Raw genomic sequence first — 16,211 nt, 5'->3', positions numbered from 1 at the left:
CATCATGACTGGGCCCATTCCCGTCGATGCAATCGATCCGGCCGAGCCTTCCTCGACTTCTGCAAAGGTGGTCGCGATGCTTCGCGGCTCCCACCGGTTCCAGGGCCTGATCGTCTCGGACGACCTCGACCTGCCGGGAACGTTGCGAGGCCGGACCGTTCCGGAAACGGCGGTGGCGTCGCTAAAAGCCGGCGTCGACCTTCTCCTGTTGGCGGGCGGACCTCAGGTCGATGACGTGGCGCGGCATATCATCGCCAGTGTCCGGGCCGGCGAGCTCGCACGTGAAGTCGTCGCTCGTGCGGCGAGCGCAGTGCGTCTGCTGGCTGCGGATGCTACGCGGCCTTTGCAGGCGGCCTGACGAACCACTGGCGCACATGCGCATACCTTGGCGGACGCGATCGCTCGGTACTTGTTCCGGACAAAGGCGAAACTGGAATCTGCGTTTGCCAAAACGGCAGCCGTTGCGACTGATGGAGATGGAACCCATGTCGAAGCTCCCGAACTCATCGTTTTTACACTACTTGGCTGATCTGGCCGATGCCGAGACCCTGCCCCGCTATCTGGTCGACCTTGCCGTAGAGACGAAGGTGAAGGCCGGATACAGGTTCGATCCGGTGACAGAGGCAGATCGCGAGGCCGAAATCGCATTGCGTGCCGCCATAGAGAAAGAGTTTCCGGACCACGCCGTACTCGGTGAGGAATTCGGCGAAACGGGCGGCGGCAGTGACTGGCGCTGGGTGCTTGATCCCGTAGACGGAACGCGGCCTTTCATCTGCGGCATTCCAGTCTGGGGGACACTCATCGGTTTTACCAATCGCGGCCAAGCCGAGATGGGCATGCTTAGCCAGCCCTACATTGGCGAGCGGTTCTGGGCCGACACGACCGGGGCTTGGCGCCAGCGCGCCGGCGAACCCCAGCGACTCAGGACGCGTAGCATCGACACCCTCTCCGACGCCATTCTCCATACCAACTCGCCCGAACATTTTCACGGCGATCTCAAAGCTGGCTTCGAGCGGCTGAACAGCGCCGTCAAGATGACCCGGTACGGTGGGGAATGTTATGCCTTCGCAATGCTGGCCGCGGGCCGGATCGACTTAGCGCTTGAACCTTCCCTGCAGTCCTACGACATCGTGGCGCTGATCCCGATAATCGAGAAGGCGGGGGGTGTGATCACGCGTGTCGACGGTGGCCGAGCTGAGGAAGGAGGCCCCGTCCTGGCCGCGGCGACGCCGTCGTTGCATCGGTCGGCATTGGATGAGCTTGTCCGGAACGCCTAAGCTGCCGGCAACTCGAAGACGGAACCTAAGATGGCGATCACGCCGTTTGGGGGGCCGTTTGGCTGCTGGCTTGTTCGCCCCTCGACAAAGCCTTTTGGCTCACATGTTCCTAGGTGACGTGAAAAGGCGCCCAGCACGCATCTTATCGCTTCACAAACCTTGTCCGTGCGAAGTTGCGGCCCTACGGTTTCAGGGTTTAACTCCTGCATGTAAAACGGTAGCAGTGGACTTGGCACCTGCTTGCGTCGGCAAGTCGAGCCAAAGGATTTGTTGCTCCTCCGATGTCCTCCCAAGGCTTTCATCGCATTGAAAGGCGGTCAACCAGGTTGGCCGCCTTCTCTTTGCTGTCAATCGGTTGAGCTGCGAGGTTCTGGGCAAGATGACCGCAACTGAGCACGCCCGTGACGTCGACCCGCTCAGGGTGAATGCGGGCTTTGTTGGCAATGCGCGAACTGGGGCGGGTCGGCACAGGCGAATTAACGGGTGGCGCAAAGTCGGATTCGCGAACAAGCGAGTATCCAAGCCCATGACTGATGCCACTTCGTCAGGCTGAAAGTTTGCTCATCACATCTGGATCATGTCCGAACCATCCCCCAGATATTGCAGCACTTCCCTGGGGATGCCTGGATCGCTCCGGTCGATGACAGTAAGCTCCTTTAGATGACTCCGTTGGAGCAAGCCTGGCCCCTTGTAGTGCAGGGCGACCTTAGTCGCATAGGGCTGCCGGAAGGCATTGGCTGCAATGCCGCTGGCGATGCCGAACATGAAGCGTTTCGCATTCCGCTTAACCTGAGCATAGACGCCGAAGGTAAGCTCATTACTTTGGATGCCTTCGAAGTCGGCCGTAAACAGCCGATCCGCAACTGGGAAGCTGAAACCATAGTACTTGAAGACATATTCGGTTCTTCCCGGTCTATCGAAGCTCGGGAAGCGCTCGATGTAGTAATGCTGGAGAAAATTGTTATTCCTATATAGGCAGAATGCCGATTTTAGAATGAACCCCTTGTAGATAGAGGAAAACTGATACCGGTCATAGACGCCCAGGATCTCCGAATCCTGTACGCTGCCGTCGAAAACGATATTCGAGAGGAAATTGACAAACTCTGGCAGGTGGCGCGCCGTTGACATCGCATGAAAAAAGTTGCCGTCAATGAGCGTCCTGAACTCCTCAGGGTTGGAGAAAAGGATCGGTACGCTCAGCCCGAAGAAATTCGCGATCGTGCGCAGATTGGCGCTGGACGGCACATGAGCGCCTGACAGATATTTGTTAAATTGTTGCCGGTTGACGTTTAATTTGCGACAAACAGCAGCTACAGACCCGTGGCGATCGCACAAGGTCCTCAAATTTGCCGCGAGCGCGGCGGTATCCCCCGCGATGTGGTTCACTTCGATCACCTCCCCAATGACGCGAACAGACGCTATCTGTACGTCACTTTGATGCAGACTTCAACGAGATGCGAAGTTGGCTGCAAGAAGCTAATGCGCTCATACTCGGGGCCAGATCAGGAGCGCCCGGCATGGCAACTCACGGCAAGACGGGGTGGTCAGTTATGGGGACCGGAACCATTGCCACGGAGCAGATGGTCGCGGGCATCAGAGCGCAGGGGCATACTCCGTTGTGGGTGGTCAGCCGCCGAAAGGTGGATGCAGCTCATTTCGCTCAGGATCTCGACATTCCGCAATGGACGACCAACCTGTCGGATGCCCTCGGCGATCCTAAGGTCGAGTTCACCTATGTCAGTGCACGTCTGAGGCGGCGGGCCCATTACATCACCGCTGCGGCCAAAGCTCGCAAGAACGTCCTTTGTGACGGACCGATCTCCGAAAACAGCAAAGTAGCCGCTGAGCTTGTGCGTCTGTGCGACAGCGCCGGGATTGTGCTTGCGGTACATCACCCATTCCGGGCATCGGCCATCCACCAGACCATGCGCAGACTGATCCTGGATGGTGACATCGGGAAGGTGCAATCGATCCTTCTTACCCGCGAGGGACCGTACAAGCCCGCAGCCAAGCGCAGAAAGGACGATTTCGACAACGAGGGCGACATCTATCTCGACATGTCCGTCGACGACATCGACCTTGCCAGGTTCCTGACGGGTGGAGAACCGCGTGAAGTCTCGGCCATTTGCACTGTTGCCGATGGCAGACCCAACCAGATTTCCTATTCCTTTCAACTCGACGATGGCAGCCTGTTTCATGCATTCGAGAGTTTTGCGATCGCCGACCTGGAAAGCACGGTTGTGGTGGCTGGAGATCGCGGCACGCTGATCGCCCACGGTACGCTGAACGGCAAGGCTTCGGGTACGCTCATGCGTCGGCACGCAGCCAAGAACGAACTCGTGCCGGTTCGCGACGGGGATTCGCATGTTGCTGCAGTCGAGGACTTTGTCAGCGCCGGGGAGCGAAGGCTGACCTGGCTGGCGCGAGGGTCAGATAATGTCGCCGCCCTTCGCGCCGCGGAGGCTGTGGCTAAAGCCGCCTCGAAGCGCCGCACCGCCTCGGTTCAAGGAGGGCAGCAAACAATGGGCCTGCTCAAGCGGGATCAATCTGTGCAGGATGCTGCGGGCCAGTGACCCGCCCCAGCTCGGAACCGGTCGTGTCCGAGCGAATTTTCTATCGCGGAGACGATTACTTGGCTTCAGAGAGGCAAGAGCAAGAGCGGTCTAGGATTGCCTGGCGTCACGGGGTGGCTTTCCCGAATACCCCATTGCACGGGATATCTGCCCTGCGATCTCGGCAATTCGCCCTCCGGTCGAGGGGACATCCTCATCGGTAACGCGCGCGATTGGCCCACTGATGCTGATGGCGCCGAGCGGGCGTCCCGATTGATCGAAAACAGGCGCGCCGATGCAGCGACCTCCTATGGCGGACTCCTCGTTGTCGATAGCATAGCCCCGCTCCCGGATAAGTGGGAATTCGGCACACAATTGGTCCACGGTGGTGAGGGTGTTATGCGTGTAGCGGGGGAGCCCCGGTTCCTTTAGCAGCACGTTGACTTCCTGCGCATCCAACCAGGCGAGAATGGACTTGCCGAGAGAAGTGGCGTGCCATGGATTGACTACGCCCACGGACGCTCCCTGACGCAGTGTCTGCATGGCCTCGATACAGTCCACGACAATGACCTCGTGACGCAGCCAAAGGGCGAAGCTGACCGTCTCGTTGAACTGTTCATGCAAGGTTTCCAGATAGGGATGGGCTACCGTTCGAACGTCTCTGCGATGCAGTGATTTCTGCCCAAGAATATAAAGCCCAATGCCCAGCACATAGCGATTGCCATTCACCTTTTCGATCAGCCCATGCCCGACGAGACTGGCGACATAACGTGACGTGGTTGGCTGTCCGAGCCCAACCTCTCGAGCGATCATCGACAGCGACATGGGCTGGTCAGAGCGCTCAAGAACGCGCAAGACTGCAACCGCCCGATCGACAGCGTCAAAACGGGCACTTTTTTCCTCGTCGGTGAGCAGGTCGTTTGGCAAGATCGTTCCAGCGAATCCGGTAGCAATCGCCCCTTGGTGCTCCAAGTCGAGCCGGTCGTCAATTAAGTCGCGGCGCGGCGTCCAACAACATTCTTGTGTAAGAGTGCCTTGGCGAACGCAGGACGTCATTCGTTCGTCCCGCCTCAACGATGCTCCCGTCCTTCATGATTATGATGGATTGTGCAATTTCGGAGACCAGCGGCAGGTTGTGGGTTATGAAAAGTATCGCAAGGCCGTCCTTCTTCAGATCGAGCAGAAGGTCGACGACGGCCGCCTGCACAGACACGTCGAGAGCCGAAGTGATTTCGTCGCACACCAAAAGCTTAGGTTTGACCGCCAGCGCGCGGGCCACGGCCACGCGTTGACGCTCACCTCCCGATAGATCGCCCGGGTAAAGATCGGCAACCCGTTGCGGTAATCGAACCCTGTCAATAAGAGACCGCACTTCGGCACCGACCCTTGCTTTGTCAGCCAGCCCCGTTAGGCGGACGGCGCGGGCGATGCTTTGCGCGATCGATTCCTTCGGGTTGAGCGAGCGGTCGGGATTTTGGAAGACGATCTGCATGGCGCTCAGATCTGCTTTCGAGCGACTTGAGACGGCGAATGGCATCGAATGGCCCTCGAACAACAAGCTACCTGAAGCGTTGCTATGCAAACCTGTCACACATCGGCCTGTTGTGGTCTTGCCGCTGCCGCTCCCACCGACCAGACCCACGCACTCCCCTTTGCCAACCGAGAATGAAACGCCGTGCACGACCTCGACCTGGCCATGAGCCGCGCGCAGGTTCTTCACCTCGAGGACGTTCTGGAATTCAATTGCACCGTCGGCCCTGGGCGCCGCCGCTGGACCGTCGGTTACCAGTCGTGGAATAGCGTCGAGCAGCATGCGCGTATAGTCGTCGCTCGGTGCTGCGAAGATCTGCTTGCGGCTCCCCTGCTCGACGATCCTTCCAGAAAGCATGACGGCCACCCGGTCGGCCACGACATTCACGACTGCAAGGTCATGGGTGACGTACACCACGCTGGCGCTGCTGGACTTGACCAGCCTCGCTATCAGCTCGAGGATCGTTTGCTGGGTGGATACGTCCAGGCCCGTGGTGGGCTCGTCCATCACGATGACCTGGGGAGCCGTGATGAAGGCCATTGCAATTGCGATGCGTTGCAGTTGACCCCCGCTCAGCTCGAAGGGATAGCGCCTCAAAAACTTTTCATCGTCTGGGAGATCAACGCTCCGCAACGCGTCACGCATCAGTTGCTTCATGCCGGTGCCCGAATGGCCGTGCGCCGCAAGAAGCTCGGCCATTTGCTTGCCGACCGACATGCGGGGGCTGAAGCTCGTGGTCGGATTTTGTGGAACCAGCGATACTTTGCCGCCCTGGAAGGCTCGTTTCCTCCTACCCGAGAGCGAGAGGATGTCGGTGCCGCCAATCAGAATGTTGCCGGAGGAAATGCGCATTCCGGGCCGCGCAAAGCCTAGCAGACTCAAGGCGACCGACGTCTTTCCAGATCCCGATTCACCGATGATGGCCAGGACTTCACCGCGCTTCACATGAAGGGAGACGTCGCTGACGATTTCGCGGCCGTTCAGATCTCGCATGAAAAGCGATTGCACAACGAGCGGGATTGCTTCGGTCATTTCAAATCTCTTTCGACCGACCGACCGAGCGCGCAAAGCTGTCGGCAAGCACGTTGACGGCAACGGAGAAGGCAGCAATTGCCAGAGCTGGCGCGATTGCGATCCATGGCGAGATCGTGATGCCAATCCGGTTTTCGCTGATCATCAGACCCCAGTCGGCCGCCGGCGGTGGCAGGCCCAGGCCCAGATAGCTTAGCGAAGCGTAGAGGATGATCGATCCGCAAAGTCGCACACCGAAGTCGGCCAGGACCGGGGTCAGCACGTTGGGCAGGATGTCAAGGAAGCAGATTGCGCCCCAGCTTTCCCCGCGCGCGAAGGCAGCTTCGACGTACTCGTTCTTGGAGATGTCCATGGTGATCAGTCGCACGATACGGAAGATGCGCGGCGAATGCAGGATCACGATGCCTATGATGACTGTGGGCAGGCTTGGCCCCGTCGAGGCCAGAAGGACGAGAAGAAAGATTGCCGGCGGGAGCGCATAGATCACATCGGAAATGGCAATCAGGAAAATATCAAGCGAGCCTCGCCGCAGGCCCGAGTAGATGCCGAGCGGCACCGCCACGACATAGGCCGCCACTGTCGCGCAAAGCGCGACCACGAGCACAGTCCTCCCGCCATAGAGGAAGCGACTGAAAGTGTCGCGCCCCAGGAAGTCGGTTCCAAGCCAATGCTCGTGGGTTATCGGCGTGAATGGAGCGCCGACGATTTCATCGAAGGCGTAGGGACTGAAAAATGGTCCGAGCGAGGCAATCGCAACGATGATGACGACAAGGACCAGAGCGATGCGAGCTGCTGGCTTCGCCAGGGTCAGGCGCAGGACTGAGCGGCGCATACGGTCAATCTCCGGCTAGGTTGTACCGCGCGCCACGCGCAGCCTTGGATTAAGGAGAAGGATCAGCGCTTCGGACACCAGGTTGATAAGCACATAAGTCGCCGTGATGATCAGGGTGATGGCCAGCACTGTCGGCATGTCACGGTTTATGACAGCTTCCGAGAGCGCGCTGCCGATGCCGGGCAATTGAAAGACCGACTCGGTGACCACCACTCCGCCGGCCAACCAGGCCGCGTTCAACGCGATCGTCTGGATGGTCGGTGTGATGGTGTTGGGAAGAACATGACGCAACAACACCCGCGCTGGGCTTATGCCCCTCAGCCGCACCATATAGATGTATTCGGCGCTCAGCACTTCGAGTGCCACCGCCCGCACCATGCGAACGACCTGTGCCAGTGTTGTGCCAAGCAGGGTTAGGACTGGCAAAATGAAAAGGCTCGTTTGAGATGAAACCGGAAGGCTATCGTTGATTAGCGAAACCGGCGGCAACCACCGAAGATAGACTGCGAAAAGCACGATCAATATCGTGCCGATGACGAACTCGGGCAGGGCGACGGTGACGATTGTCGGAACTGATATCAGGTGGTCTGTTAATCTGTCTTTGTAGATCGCTGCTGCAACGCCGAGCACGAAGGAGAGCGGTATCAACAGAAGCAGCGATGTCACTGTCAGTATCAGGGTGTTGACGGCCCTTGGTCCGATCGCCTCCCACACTGGCCGCCCGGACGGTATCGACCGGCCAAAGTCGCCGGTGAGCGCGCCTCCGATCCAGGTCGCATATTGCACGACTGCAGGCCGGTCCATGCCGAACTCGCGCCGGAGCGCCTCAACTGCCGAAGGATCAGCCTTGGCACCAAGCGCAGCCCGGGCCGGATCTCCTGGCAGATACAGTGTCGCGGCAAAGACGACGATGGAGACGGCAAAAAGGGTGACGGCAGCCAAGGCTATTCTTGTCAAAAGAAGCTGGAGCAAAGGCTTGTTCAAGGAGGTCACTCTTCACAAAAAGGGTGGCCGCCGCAGCCTGGTCGGCTACGGCGGCTTGCAGGCTACACGAGATAGACGTTTTCGAATTGATAGTAGCCAAGATTTCTCTGGGTGGAGGGAACGATGTTCTTGACCTTGGCACTGGAGGCATCGAGAAGATCACGGAAGCCCCAGATGATGTAAGCTCCCTCGTTCCAGAGGACCTTTTGCGCCTCTACGTAATACTCGCGGCGCTTGGGCCCGTCGAATGTGGTCCTTGCCTTGCTTACCCACTTATCGAACTCGTCGCTGGTCCAATCCGGTTCGTTCCAGTAGGCCCCCCGCGCATAGCCTTGGCCGAATTGGGATTCGAGAGTGTGCTGTCCCCAATCCGAACTGCCCATCTGCGTCTTTTTGAAGTTCGGGCCGGAATAGTAGCTGTCGGGTGGCACGACGAGAAGCTCGATGTCGACGCCGATCTTCTTGGCCTGGTTGGCGATGAGGGTTGCCGACGCCTGCATGCCTGGGGCGGCATCCGAGGTGTAAAGGGTGATCGCCTGGCTGTTGTCAAAGCCCGCCTGCTTGAGCAGCGATTTCGCCTGGTCGGGGTCGTAAGCCCGTTGCGGCAGCTCGGAGGCGTAGTCTGGATCGGTGATGCAATGCAGGTCGTTGCCAATCCTGCCATATCCCGACAGTGCGTTGTCGAGCAGTTGCTGGCGGTCGATCATGAGCCGGAACGCCTGGCGGACGCGCACGTCCGTAAAGGGCTTCAGGTTCGTCATCATGAATTGGTCGGTCGTGGCACCGCTCTTCGAGCGCAGCAGGGTGAGTGCGGGATTTGCTTGAATCAGGCGCGCAAGACTTCCATCGAGCTGAGCCACGGCATCGACCTGGTTGGCCACCAACGCATTCATGCGCGCGGTCGGGTCGTTGATCGCGATGAATTCGACCCCATCGAGATATGGCTGGCCGGGCATGCGATAGTTATCACTGCGTGCCAGCGTCACCCGCTGACCGCGGGACCATGACACAAACTTGAAGGGCCCGGTCCCGATTGGCTTGTCGAAATCGGTCGTGCCCTCTTTCATCAGGAACATGACCTTGCTGCCCAGCACTTGCGGCAGCAGCGCATAGGGCTGCTTCAACTCGACTTCGACCGTATTGGCATCGAGCGCGCGCACCCCTTTCGGCTCCATGAGCGGCGCCAGGTTGGGATAGGCATCGGCCTTGTTGTCGGAATTGAGGATGTACTGGATGGTGTAGACCACGTCCTTGGCCGTGAAAGGCGCGCCGTCATGCCAGACCACACCCTTCTTGAGCTTGATTTTCCAGACATTGCCCTCGGCGTTGTGAGTGAAGTCATCCGCCAGCTTGTTATAGAGATTGCCATCCTTGTCGAAATCGGTGAGCCGGTCGAAGATCGACTGCGCGACGGCGAAATCCATATCGCCCGTCGAGATGAAGGGGTTGAGCGACGATTTCGCCCCGGCTGCGCCTAGGCCGACGCGGAGCGTCCCTCCCCGCTTCGGTTCGTCGGCCAGGGCCGGGCGAAGCCCCGCTCCGGCAAGCATTATACCGGTGCCCAACAACAAGCCTGTCTTCAGCACATCGCGCCGCCCGATAAGCGTCGAATCTGCCTTGGGGGGATACACGTCCTTCCTCATTTCTTCATTCCCTCTGTTTTGATGGTTTGTTTTGGCTCATTAACTCGACGAACGGACGGGCAACGCCTGTCACGTCTCAGGCAAGCAGTCCGGCATGCTTGAGGGCCTTCAGGATGTTTTCCTGATCCTCCTTGGCCAGGTCGCCATTGGGCTTGCGCGGTTCCCCTACCTTGCGGCCCTGGGCGTTGATCGCGAACTTAATGCGGGCGGGGAAATTGACGCTCTTGGTCATCTCCCGTGCCAGCGGTGCGATCTTGTCCGTCAGCTTGCGTCCGAGGACGTAGTCGCCGGCTGCGTGCGCGGCAAAGATCGCCCCGTACTGCTCTGGAATGACCGTGTTGATGCCGGAGATCGAAGCCTGCGCCCCGAATAGAAAGCTCGCAATGTTCACGCTGTCCGCGCCGGCAGCGATGGCGACGCGGTCGCCAACCGTCTGGACCAGTTCCGTCACCGGCTCCAGCGCCACTTCCTTCACGCAGATGACCTCCGGCAGCTGAGCAATGCGCTGCATGACGGACGGCGGGTTGAAGAAATGGTTGTAATAGATGATGGGCAGAGAGGTCGCCTTCCCGACGTCCTGGATGAACTTGTCCAGCCCATCCCCCGAGGGGGTATTGTAGATCGGTGGCCCAAGCATCAGCGCGCAGGCGCCGGCCTGCTTGGCGAGCACACCACGCTTTATGGCGTCCCGGGTGGTGGTCGTGATGATCCCGGCGATCACGCGGAGCTTGCTGTTGGCGGCGGCTGTTTCCACCAAGAGCCCGAGTTCGTCTGCGGAAAGCTCATCTCCCGAACCTGTGCTTCCGCCGACCACGGCAAGGCGAATGCCAGCGCTTTCCATGAACCGAAGCTCACCCTTGAACAGCTCCAGGTCGAGATCACCATCGGGTCTAAAGGTCGAGACGAGTGGCGGGATGATCCCCTTGATCTCGTCTTTTTGAAGCACAGTCGCCATTGCCAATCCTTATTTCATTCAGTGAAAGTAACTATTACTGAATGAACATCCCGCGAAGTGCTGAGGTTGTCAAGAGCGTTTCGCGGCGGTGGCTTCGATTGAACAAGATCGACCTGCCGCTCCTGGTTTTCAGTCGGCCGACCGTTCGCGCATCAGCACGAATTTCGTTGCGTAGGGCTCAAAGCCGTCATGCGACGACAAGTGCGGTCGGATGCCGATCGTTGTGGAAGCCCGCAACTCGCGGCGCGAGTTGGCCTCGAGCCATGTGCGCGGCCTAGGCGCCAAGACCTTATATTTTGGCGCCGTGGCCGCGCTTGTACTCAAGGCGCTCCGACACCTCAGTCGATCCGTAAGGATCGCTGTTCTTGCGAACTGGAACTGACCATCCCGAAAACGCGATGCGTTACATCCGTCACTCGGATCACGATTTCCGGCGTCCTGCCACGTCGCATCACTGGCGCCTTGGTGGGGAACGCGCAGGCCATAAAGTCGGTCGCCGTTGGTCCCCATCGTATATCGATCATGAGGGACCAAGCGGACTGAGCCGCCGTCGCCAACGGCCAATTGCGGTCAGCTATTGTCCGTTCCGCAGATCGCTGATCTTGGCCACACAAAGCTGGACGTCCGAGAAGACAGCGGTCGTCCCCTCGCCTGTCGGCGATTGAACGCCCAGTCCTATACGCACCGGCCGCCTTTCGACGCCGGGCAGAGTGAACCAGCGCAGGAAATTCCAGTATTTGCCGTCTTCGGAAAAATGGAACGCGATCGTTTCTCCGTCACAATAGGCGCGCAGCCACACATGCTCGCCGAAATGACGGGGTCCATCCGAGTCATCGGATGTGCCGCGAGTCACCACGCTGACAATGGTGGGCTTACGCGCGGCGGAAAATTCGAACGCGATCTTCGCCCAGTTATTGTCGTCGCATTCGATGAAGATCGCGCCAGCGTCGTATGGAGACGCGAATTCGACAGAGACCCTGGCAGACAATGCAAAATGCTGCTCGTCGATCTCGCGCACCACTCGCGTGACATTCGCGACACGGCTTTTGCCACTTGGGGCGAAGAACCAGTCCGTGTGAGCATTGGCCCGCAGCCGAACTAAATCCTCCTCGATTGCCGCGATACCGTTGTCGGCTCCTTCAACGCGCATGCTGTCGAGCTTCATGTTCTTCCTTTCAGTCTTTCAGTCTGACAGCTCCGTCGGGAACCCGCCCGACTTAACCAGCTGGAACAATGCAGCGGAAGCGGGCCTTTGGCGCCTACACTTGATCGCCGACTGATGCGAGGCGCTGACGATCGCCAGAGGCCGGTCCGAAAGTCATCAAGGGTGGAGTTCTACGGCCAGCCACACCGAATCGGTATCCGCGTAGTAGCGGTGCCAGGGGTAGGTCCACTCATTCTTACCGGTGACCCTGCAAAACGGATCGTGCGAATAACCGACTGGCATCACCACGTCTTCATAAATTGTGGTCTCGTCGCGCAGTCGAAATTTCTGCATCCGTCCGGAGCCATGGATTTGCGTGTGTGTTTCGAGGAAGCCGTGCTCATTGTGGATGAAGCAGTCAGTGTCTCCCGGCGACCACCAAAGGTTCAGCTTGAGCGTGAACGTTTGTGGGGAGCCGGGTGCTGCGCGCTCATTGGTGAATACCAGAGGATCGGTGCTGACCGTGCCGACCTCATCCTGCGGGGAAATGAACAGCGGCGTGTCGCGTGGGAAACTCTTTATTCGATTGCCAAGCCAGTCCCAGCCGCGGAACATGCAACCGCCAAGATTGGTGGCTTTTCGCACCTTCAGAAGCGCTGCCCGTTCCGCAGACTTGATCTGCCCGCCCTTCAGCCATGTCGACTTCCAGGCTGGCACGGTCGCCGGATGCTCGTCGCCGGTGATCATCGCGCTGGGACTGATGTTCACAACGACGGCATCTTCAACCGGATAGTCGCGGACATCTTCGACAAGCTTGGCGAAGATGAAATCGTCGGCAAACGAAAGGTCTCTCGTCTGGTTCGGCACGGCTTGTCGTCCATCATCAAGGTCTACCTGTGCCAGACCACACCACAATGCGGGAGCCAAAAGAAGTGCGCGTCTGGACGATTCTTGTCGTAACTTGACGCCGATTCTGCGTCACTTCGCGAAGTGACCGGCACCCGACGCGGCGAGGCCGACCTTGGTGGCCCGGTATCTCAGCCCGCGGTCCGGGCCAGCATCGAACGCCGAAACCACCGCAAACTTTCTCTCCTAGCGCGTCACCTTGCTTCGACGTTCCATGGATTGCGAACTTGTCATGCGCTCGCGATGTTTGCCTACTGTGGAAGGACCAGCTTCGTTCTAAATCGGACAGGACGGTCATCTGTCGCGCCAAAATCCGGCGCGGCTCTGCGGCGGAGCTCAGGCCGGAATTCGATCAGAGGATATCGGACCCATGACAAGGTACGGATCGGCGCTCCTGGGGATTCGACCACGAGATGAAATCATGCAGACCACCTGTGACTATATCGTCGTTGGCGGTGGCTCCACCGGATGCGTGATTGCCGCGCGGCTTTCGGAAGATCCTGATGCCTCTGTCTTCCTGTTGGAGGAAGGCCCGCGCGACTTCAACCCCTACATCCACATACCCGGTGCCTATTACAAGACCGCTCAAGGGTCGCTCTTGAAACGGATTGCCTGGGAGCCGACCGCAGCCCAGTCGCGCACCGATCAGCCAACCATGGTCCAGGCCCGAGTGCTCGGCGGTGGCAGTTCAGTTAACGCAATGATCTATATACGCGGCGCTCCATCCGACTATGCGCGCTGGCAGGCATTCGGCGCCGATGGCTGGAACTATGATGATGTGTTGCCCTACTTTCTGCGCTCGGAAGATAACAACCGGTTCTGCAACCAGGCCCACGCCGTAGGGGGACCGCTAGGCGTCTCCGACATCGATCACATCCACCCCCTCACGCGCGCCTGGCTGCAGGCGTGCCAGCAGGCCGGTCTGCCCTATAATCCTGATTTCAATTCGGGTGACCAGGCCGGCTGCGGTCTGTACCAGATCACTGCCAAGAACAAGCGGCGCAGCAGTGCCGCAACGGCATTCATCAAACCCGCTCGCCACCGACCCAATCTCCAGGTTCGAACGGGCTCCACGGTAACGCGGATCATTGTAGAGAAGGGACGTGCCGTCGGGGTGGAGTATGTGGCGAAGGGCCGCAAATGGGTGCTCATGGCCAGTCGCGAAGTGATTTTGTCGGCAGGTGCGATTGCCTCGCCGAAATTGCTGATGTTGTCGGGAATCGGCCCGGCCGACGCTTTGCGCGGCCATGGCATTCCTGTCGTTGCCGATCTGCCGGGGGTCGGACAGAACCTGCAGGACCACGTCGAAGTTTCACTCGTCTATCAGTTGAATGGGCCCCACAGCTACGACAAATACAAGAAGCCGCACTGGAAAGCCGCGGCTGGCCTGAATTATCTGCTGTTCAGGGATGGCCCGGCTTCTTCGAACCTGATCGAGGGAGGCGCATTCTGGTGGGGCAATGCAAGCGAGCCGATCCCGGATGTGCAATACTTCATGGTCGTGGGTGCGGGCATCGAGGAAGGGATTGACGCCGTCCCCGGCGGAAACGGCTGCACGATAAACCTGGGACAAATCCGGCCTCGGTCTCGAGGAGAAGTAACGCTGAAAAGCGCCGATCCTTATGCCAATCCACGCGTGGCGCCACGGTACTTTTCCGACCCCTATGATCTCGATGCGGTGGTTGAAGGGACCATGGGAGCCTTCGAAATCATGGAGCAGCCGGCCATCCGGCGCTACATAGCATCAAGGCAAGTACCCTCCCCCGCAACAACGACGCCGATCCAAGTGAGAAGGTTTTGCCAAGAGGTAGCGCATGCAGCGCTTCATCCCGCCGGTACCTGCCGCATGGGCCATGACGATATGGCGGTCGTCGACCCCAGGCTCCGCGTTCGCGGTGTCGAGGGTCTTCGGGTGGCCGATGCATCCGTCATGCCAACCCTCGTCTCGGGCAACACCAACGCCGTTTGCATCATGATCGGCGAAAGAACAGCGGATTTCATCAAACAAGGAAAGTAGGATCGCCGGCCTTCATCCGTCCGTATGTCAGTTGTCCCAAGTGGTCTACGATTTAGGTCGCACCGCATTTGGCTCCGCCCTGCCTAATACCTGCGAAACTTCAAAGCATGAGACATCTCGTGGCGGCCGGCGAAGATGACGATAGCAGGCGGAGGTCGTCGAAAGTGAAGGAAAGCTCGAAGATCCCCTCGGCCATCCGAATCAGCCGCTTTTTTTGCAGCCTCTTCTTCCTAAGTGGCGGCGTCGGCATTGGAGCCTGGGCATCCTCCCTACCAGTTCTCAGCGTTCAGATGAACCTCGCCAAGGGTCAACTTGGACTGGTCCTGATTTGCTTCGCTCTGGGCGCGATCGCGATGATGACCAATGTCGGCCGCTTGGTGGCGATTGTTCCGAGCAGTCTGCTGAGCCTTTTGGGCTCGCTCACATTCGGCTTCGCGCTGTTGGCCCTTCCTTGGGCCGGAGGAGCTCTTTCCCTGGCGATGATTGTGTTCCTTGCCGGTGCCGGATTTGGAACGCTGGACGTATCGATGAACACAGACGCCTCGGCCTTGGAGCGTCTTATACGTCGGCAGGTTATGTCGTCGTTCCATGCCATGTTTAGTTTTGGAAGCTTGGCCGGCGCTTTGGTCGTGGGGCGGATACTGTCAGGCGGCGGCGCTTTAAGCCTTTGCCTTGGGGTGACGGGAATGGGTATTGCGGCGGTAGCGCTCGTCGCCTGGATTGGATGGAACCAGTTGAGCTGGATCCACGCCTCTGCCGCCGCTGTCGAGATCGAGGATGCTCGATCCCAGAGTGCCTTCAATAGGCATCTCTACCTCCTGGGCGGTCTGGCGTTTCTAGCAATGCTGGCCGAGGGAGGAATGATCGATTGGAGCGCGATCTATATCGTGACGCGATCCGGTGGATCAGAAAGCACAGGAGCTTACGGCTTCGCTGCGTTCTCGACGATGATGGCAATCGGGCGCCTGTTCGGCGACGCCATCGCCAACACAATCGGCCAGGTGCGAACGCTGCGCTACTGCGCGGTAGTTTGCGCAGGTTCAGTGCTCGCAATGATCGTCATGGGCAGCAATCTTATTATTGTTTTTGTGGCGCTCACAGTTTGTGGTCTTGGCCTTGCCAACATCGTGCCCACCCTTTTTGCGGCCGCTGGCCGAATGGGCGGCAAGTCTGCTGCTCCTGCCATGTCAACTGTGACGACGATCGGATATGCCGGACTGCTGTTGGGGCCAGGATTGCTTGGCCTGATCGCTCAAATCTCCTCGCTCGCGGCCAGCTTCGGCGTCATCGCGCTGGCATTTGGCGCGATTTCTTTTTCGGCGCGATCCCCTGATGCAC

The 16,211-nt window shown here is 59.1% G+C and carries 14 protein-coding genes; 5 read left to right on the top strand and 9 right to left on the bottom strand.

The features are described from left to right. Together EN745_RS14380 and hisN are read left to right on the top strand one after the other, a co-directional pair. A partial coding sequence (locus tag EN745_RS14380; RefSeq protein WP_281034772.1) for a glycoside hydrolase family 3 N-terminal domain-containing protein occupies positions 1-358 on the top strand: 358 nt, incomplete at its 5' end. A gap of 127 nt (positions 359-485) precedes the next feature. Next, positions 486-1,277 (top strand): histidinol-phosphatase, encoded by a 792-nt coding sequence (hisN, locus tag EN745_RS14375; RefSeq protein WP_127421571.1) that lies wholly within the window; start codon positions 486-488, stop codon positions 1,275-1,277. 564 nt (positions 1,278-1,841) lie between these two features. On the opposite strand, the gene EN745_RS14370 is transcribed toward hisN, so the two are convergent. Then, the gene (locus tag EN745_RS14370; protein ID WP_127421570.1) at positions 1,842-2,663 is read right to left on the bottom strand and encodes a helix-turn-helix transcriptional regulator; all 822 of its coding nucleotides are present in this window, start codon (positions 2,661-2,663) and stop codon (positions 1,842-1,844) included. Between the two features lie 131 nt (positions 2,664-2,794). Between EN745_RS14370 and EN745_RS14365 the strand changes: the two genes are divergently transcribed. After that, positions 2,795-3,850, top strand: coding sequence for a Gfo/Idh/MocA family oxidoreductase (locus EN745_RS14365; protein ID WP_245487728.1), 1,056 nt, complete (start codon positions 2,795-2,797; stop codon positions 3,848-3,850). Between the two features lie 90 nt (positions 3,851-3,940). Here EN745_RS14365 and EN745_RS14360 read toward each other — a convergent pair whose 3' ends face one another. The 8 genes from EN745_RS14360 to EN745_RS14325 form a co-directional block, all read right to left on the bottom strand. Continuing rightward, positions 3,941-4,756, bottom strand: a complete 816-nt coding sequence (locus EN745_RS14360) for an IclR family transcriptional regulator (protein ID WP_245487727.1) — start codon at positions 4,754-4,756, stop codon at positions 3,941-3,943. A 58-nt stretch (positions 4,757-4,814) separates the two neighbouring features. Beyond that, a complete protein-coding gene (locus EN745_RS14355) occupies positions 4,815-6,392 on the bottom strand; it encodes an ABC transporter ATP-binding protein (RefSeq protein WP_245487726.1) in 1,578 nt (525 codons plus the stop codon). Between the two features lies 1 nt (position 6,393). Then, the gene (locus EN745_RS14350; protein ID WP_127421568.1) at positions 6,394-7,224 is read right to left on the bottom strand and encodes an ABC transporter permease; all 831 of its coding nucleotides are present in this window, start codon (positions 7,222-7,224) and stop codon (positions 6,394-6,396) included. Between the two features lie 15 nt (positions 7,225-7,239). After that, entirely contained in the window at positions 7,240-8,208 is a 969-nt protein-coding gene (locus EN745_RS14345; protein WP_127421567.1) for an ABC transporter permease, read from the bottom strand. A gap of 62 nt (positions 8,209-8,270) precedes the next feature. Beyond that, the gene (locus EN745_RS14340; RefSeq protein WP_245487725.1) at positions 8,271-9,851 is read right to left on the bottom strand and encodes an ABC transporter substrate-binding protein; all 1,581 of its coding nucleotides are present in this window, start codon (positions 9,849-9,851) and stop codon (positions 8,271-8,273) included. A gap of 76 nt (positions 9,852-9,927) precedes the next feature. Further along, positions 9,928-10,806, bottom strand: coding sequence for a dihydrodipicolinate synthase family protein (locus EN745_RS14335; protein WP_127421566.1), 879 nt, complete (start codon positions 10,804-10,806; stop codon positions 9,928-9,930). 574 nt (positions 10,807-11,380) lie between these two features. Next, positions 11,381-11,971, bottom strand: a complete 591-nt coding sequence (locus EN745_RS14330; RefSeq protein ID WP_245487724.1) for a DUF1349 domain-containing protein — start codon at positions 11,969-11,971, stop codon at positions 11,381-11,383. Between the two features lie 156 nt (positions 11,972-12,127). Next, positions 12,128-12,817, bottom strand: a complete 690-nt coding sequence (locus EN745_RS14325) for a hypothetical protein (RefSeq protein WP_127421565.1) — start codon at positions 12,815-12,817, stop codon at positions 12,128-12,130. A gap of 460 nt (positions 12,818-13,277) precedes the next feature. Here EN745_RS14325 and EN745_RS14320 point away from each other — a divergent pair, with 460 nt between their 5' ends. Beyond that, complete coding sequence (locus EN745_RS14320; RefSeq protein ID WP_245487723.1) at positions 13,278-14,873, top strand: GMC family oxidoreductase N-terminal domain-containing protein; 1,596 nt, start codon at positions 13,278-13,280, stop codon at positions 14,871-14,873. Positions 14,874-15,037: 164 nt separating this feature from the next. Then, positions 15,038-16,211 (top strand): MFS transporter (locus EN745_RS14315; RefSeq protein ID WP_145992029.1); only part of this gene is annotated, 1,174 nt, incomplete at its 3' end.

It is taken from the genome of Mesorhizobium sp. M4A.F.Ca.ET.022.05.2.1 (assembly GCF_003998845.1).
Lineage (GTDB): Bacteria > Pseudomonadota > Alphaproteobacteria > Rhizobiales > Rhizobiaceae > Mesorhizobium.
The sequence above is the reverse complement of the archived record's forward strand: the minus strand, read 5'-3'. Positions and strand labels throughout refer to the sequence as shown.

What these genes read in the sequence shown, in the direction of transcription:
- EN745_RS14320 (WP_245487723.1), top strand. Translation starts at nt 13,278, where the DNA reads ATGCAGACCACCTGTGACTATATCGTCGTTGGCGGTGGCTCCACCGGA.
- EN745_RS14365 (WP_245487728.1), top strand. Translation starts at nt 2,795, where the DNA reads ATGGCAACTCACGGCAAGACGGGGTGGTCAGTTATGGGGACCGGAACC.
- EN745_RS14350 (WP_127421568.1), bottom strand. Translation starts at nt 7,224, where the DNA reads ATGCGCCGCTCAGTCCTGCGCCTGACCCTGGCGAAGCCAGCAGCTCGC.
- hisN (WP_127421571.1), top strand. Translation starts at nt 486, where the DNA reads ATGTCGAAGCTCCCGAACTCATCGTTTTTACACTACTTGGCTGATCTG.
- EN745_RS14335 (WP_127421566.1), bottom strand. Translation starts at nt 10,806, where the DNA reads ATGGCGACTGTGCTTCAAAAAGACGAGATCAAGGGGATCATCCCGCCA.
- EN745_RS14355 (WP_245487726.1), bottom strand. Translation starts at nt 6,392, where the DNA reads ATGACCGAAGCAATCCCGCTCGTTGTGCAATCGCTTTTCATGCGAGAT.
- EN745_RS14340 (WP_245487725.1), bottom strand. Translation starts at nt 9,851, where the DNA reads ATGAGGAAGGACGTGTATCCCCCCAAGGCAGATTCGACGCTTATCGGG.
- EN745_RS14330 (WP_245487724.1), bottom strand. Translation starts at nt 11,971, where the DNA reads ATGAAGCTCGACAGCATGCGCGTTGAAGGAGCCGACAACGGTATCGCG.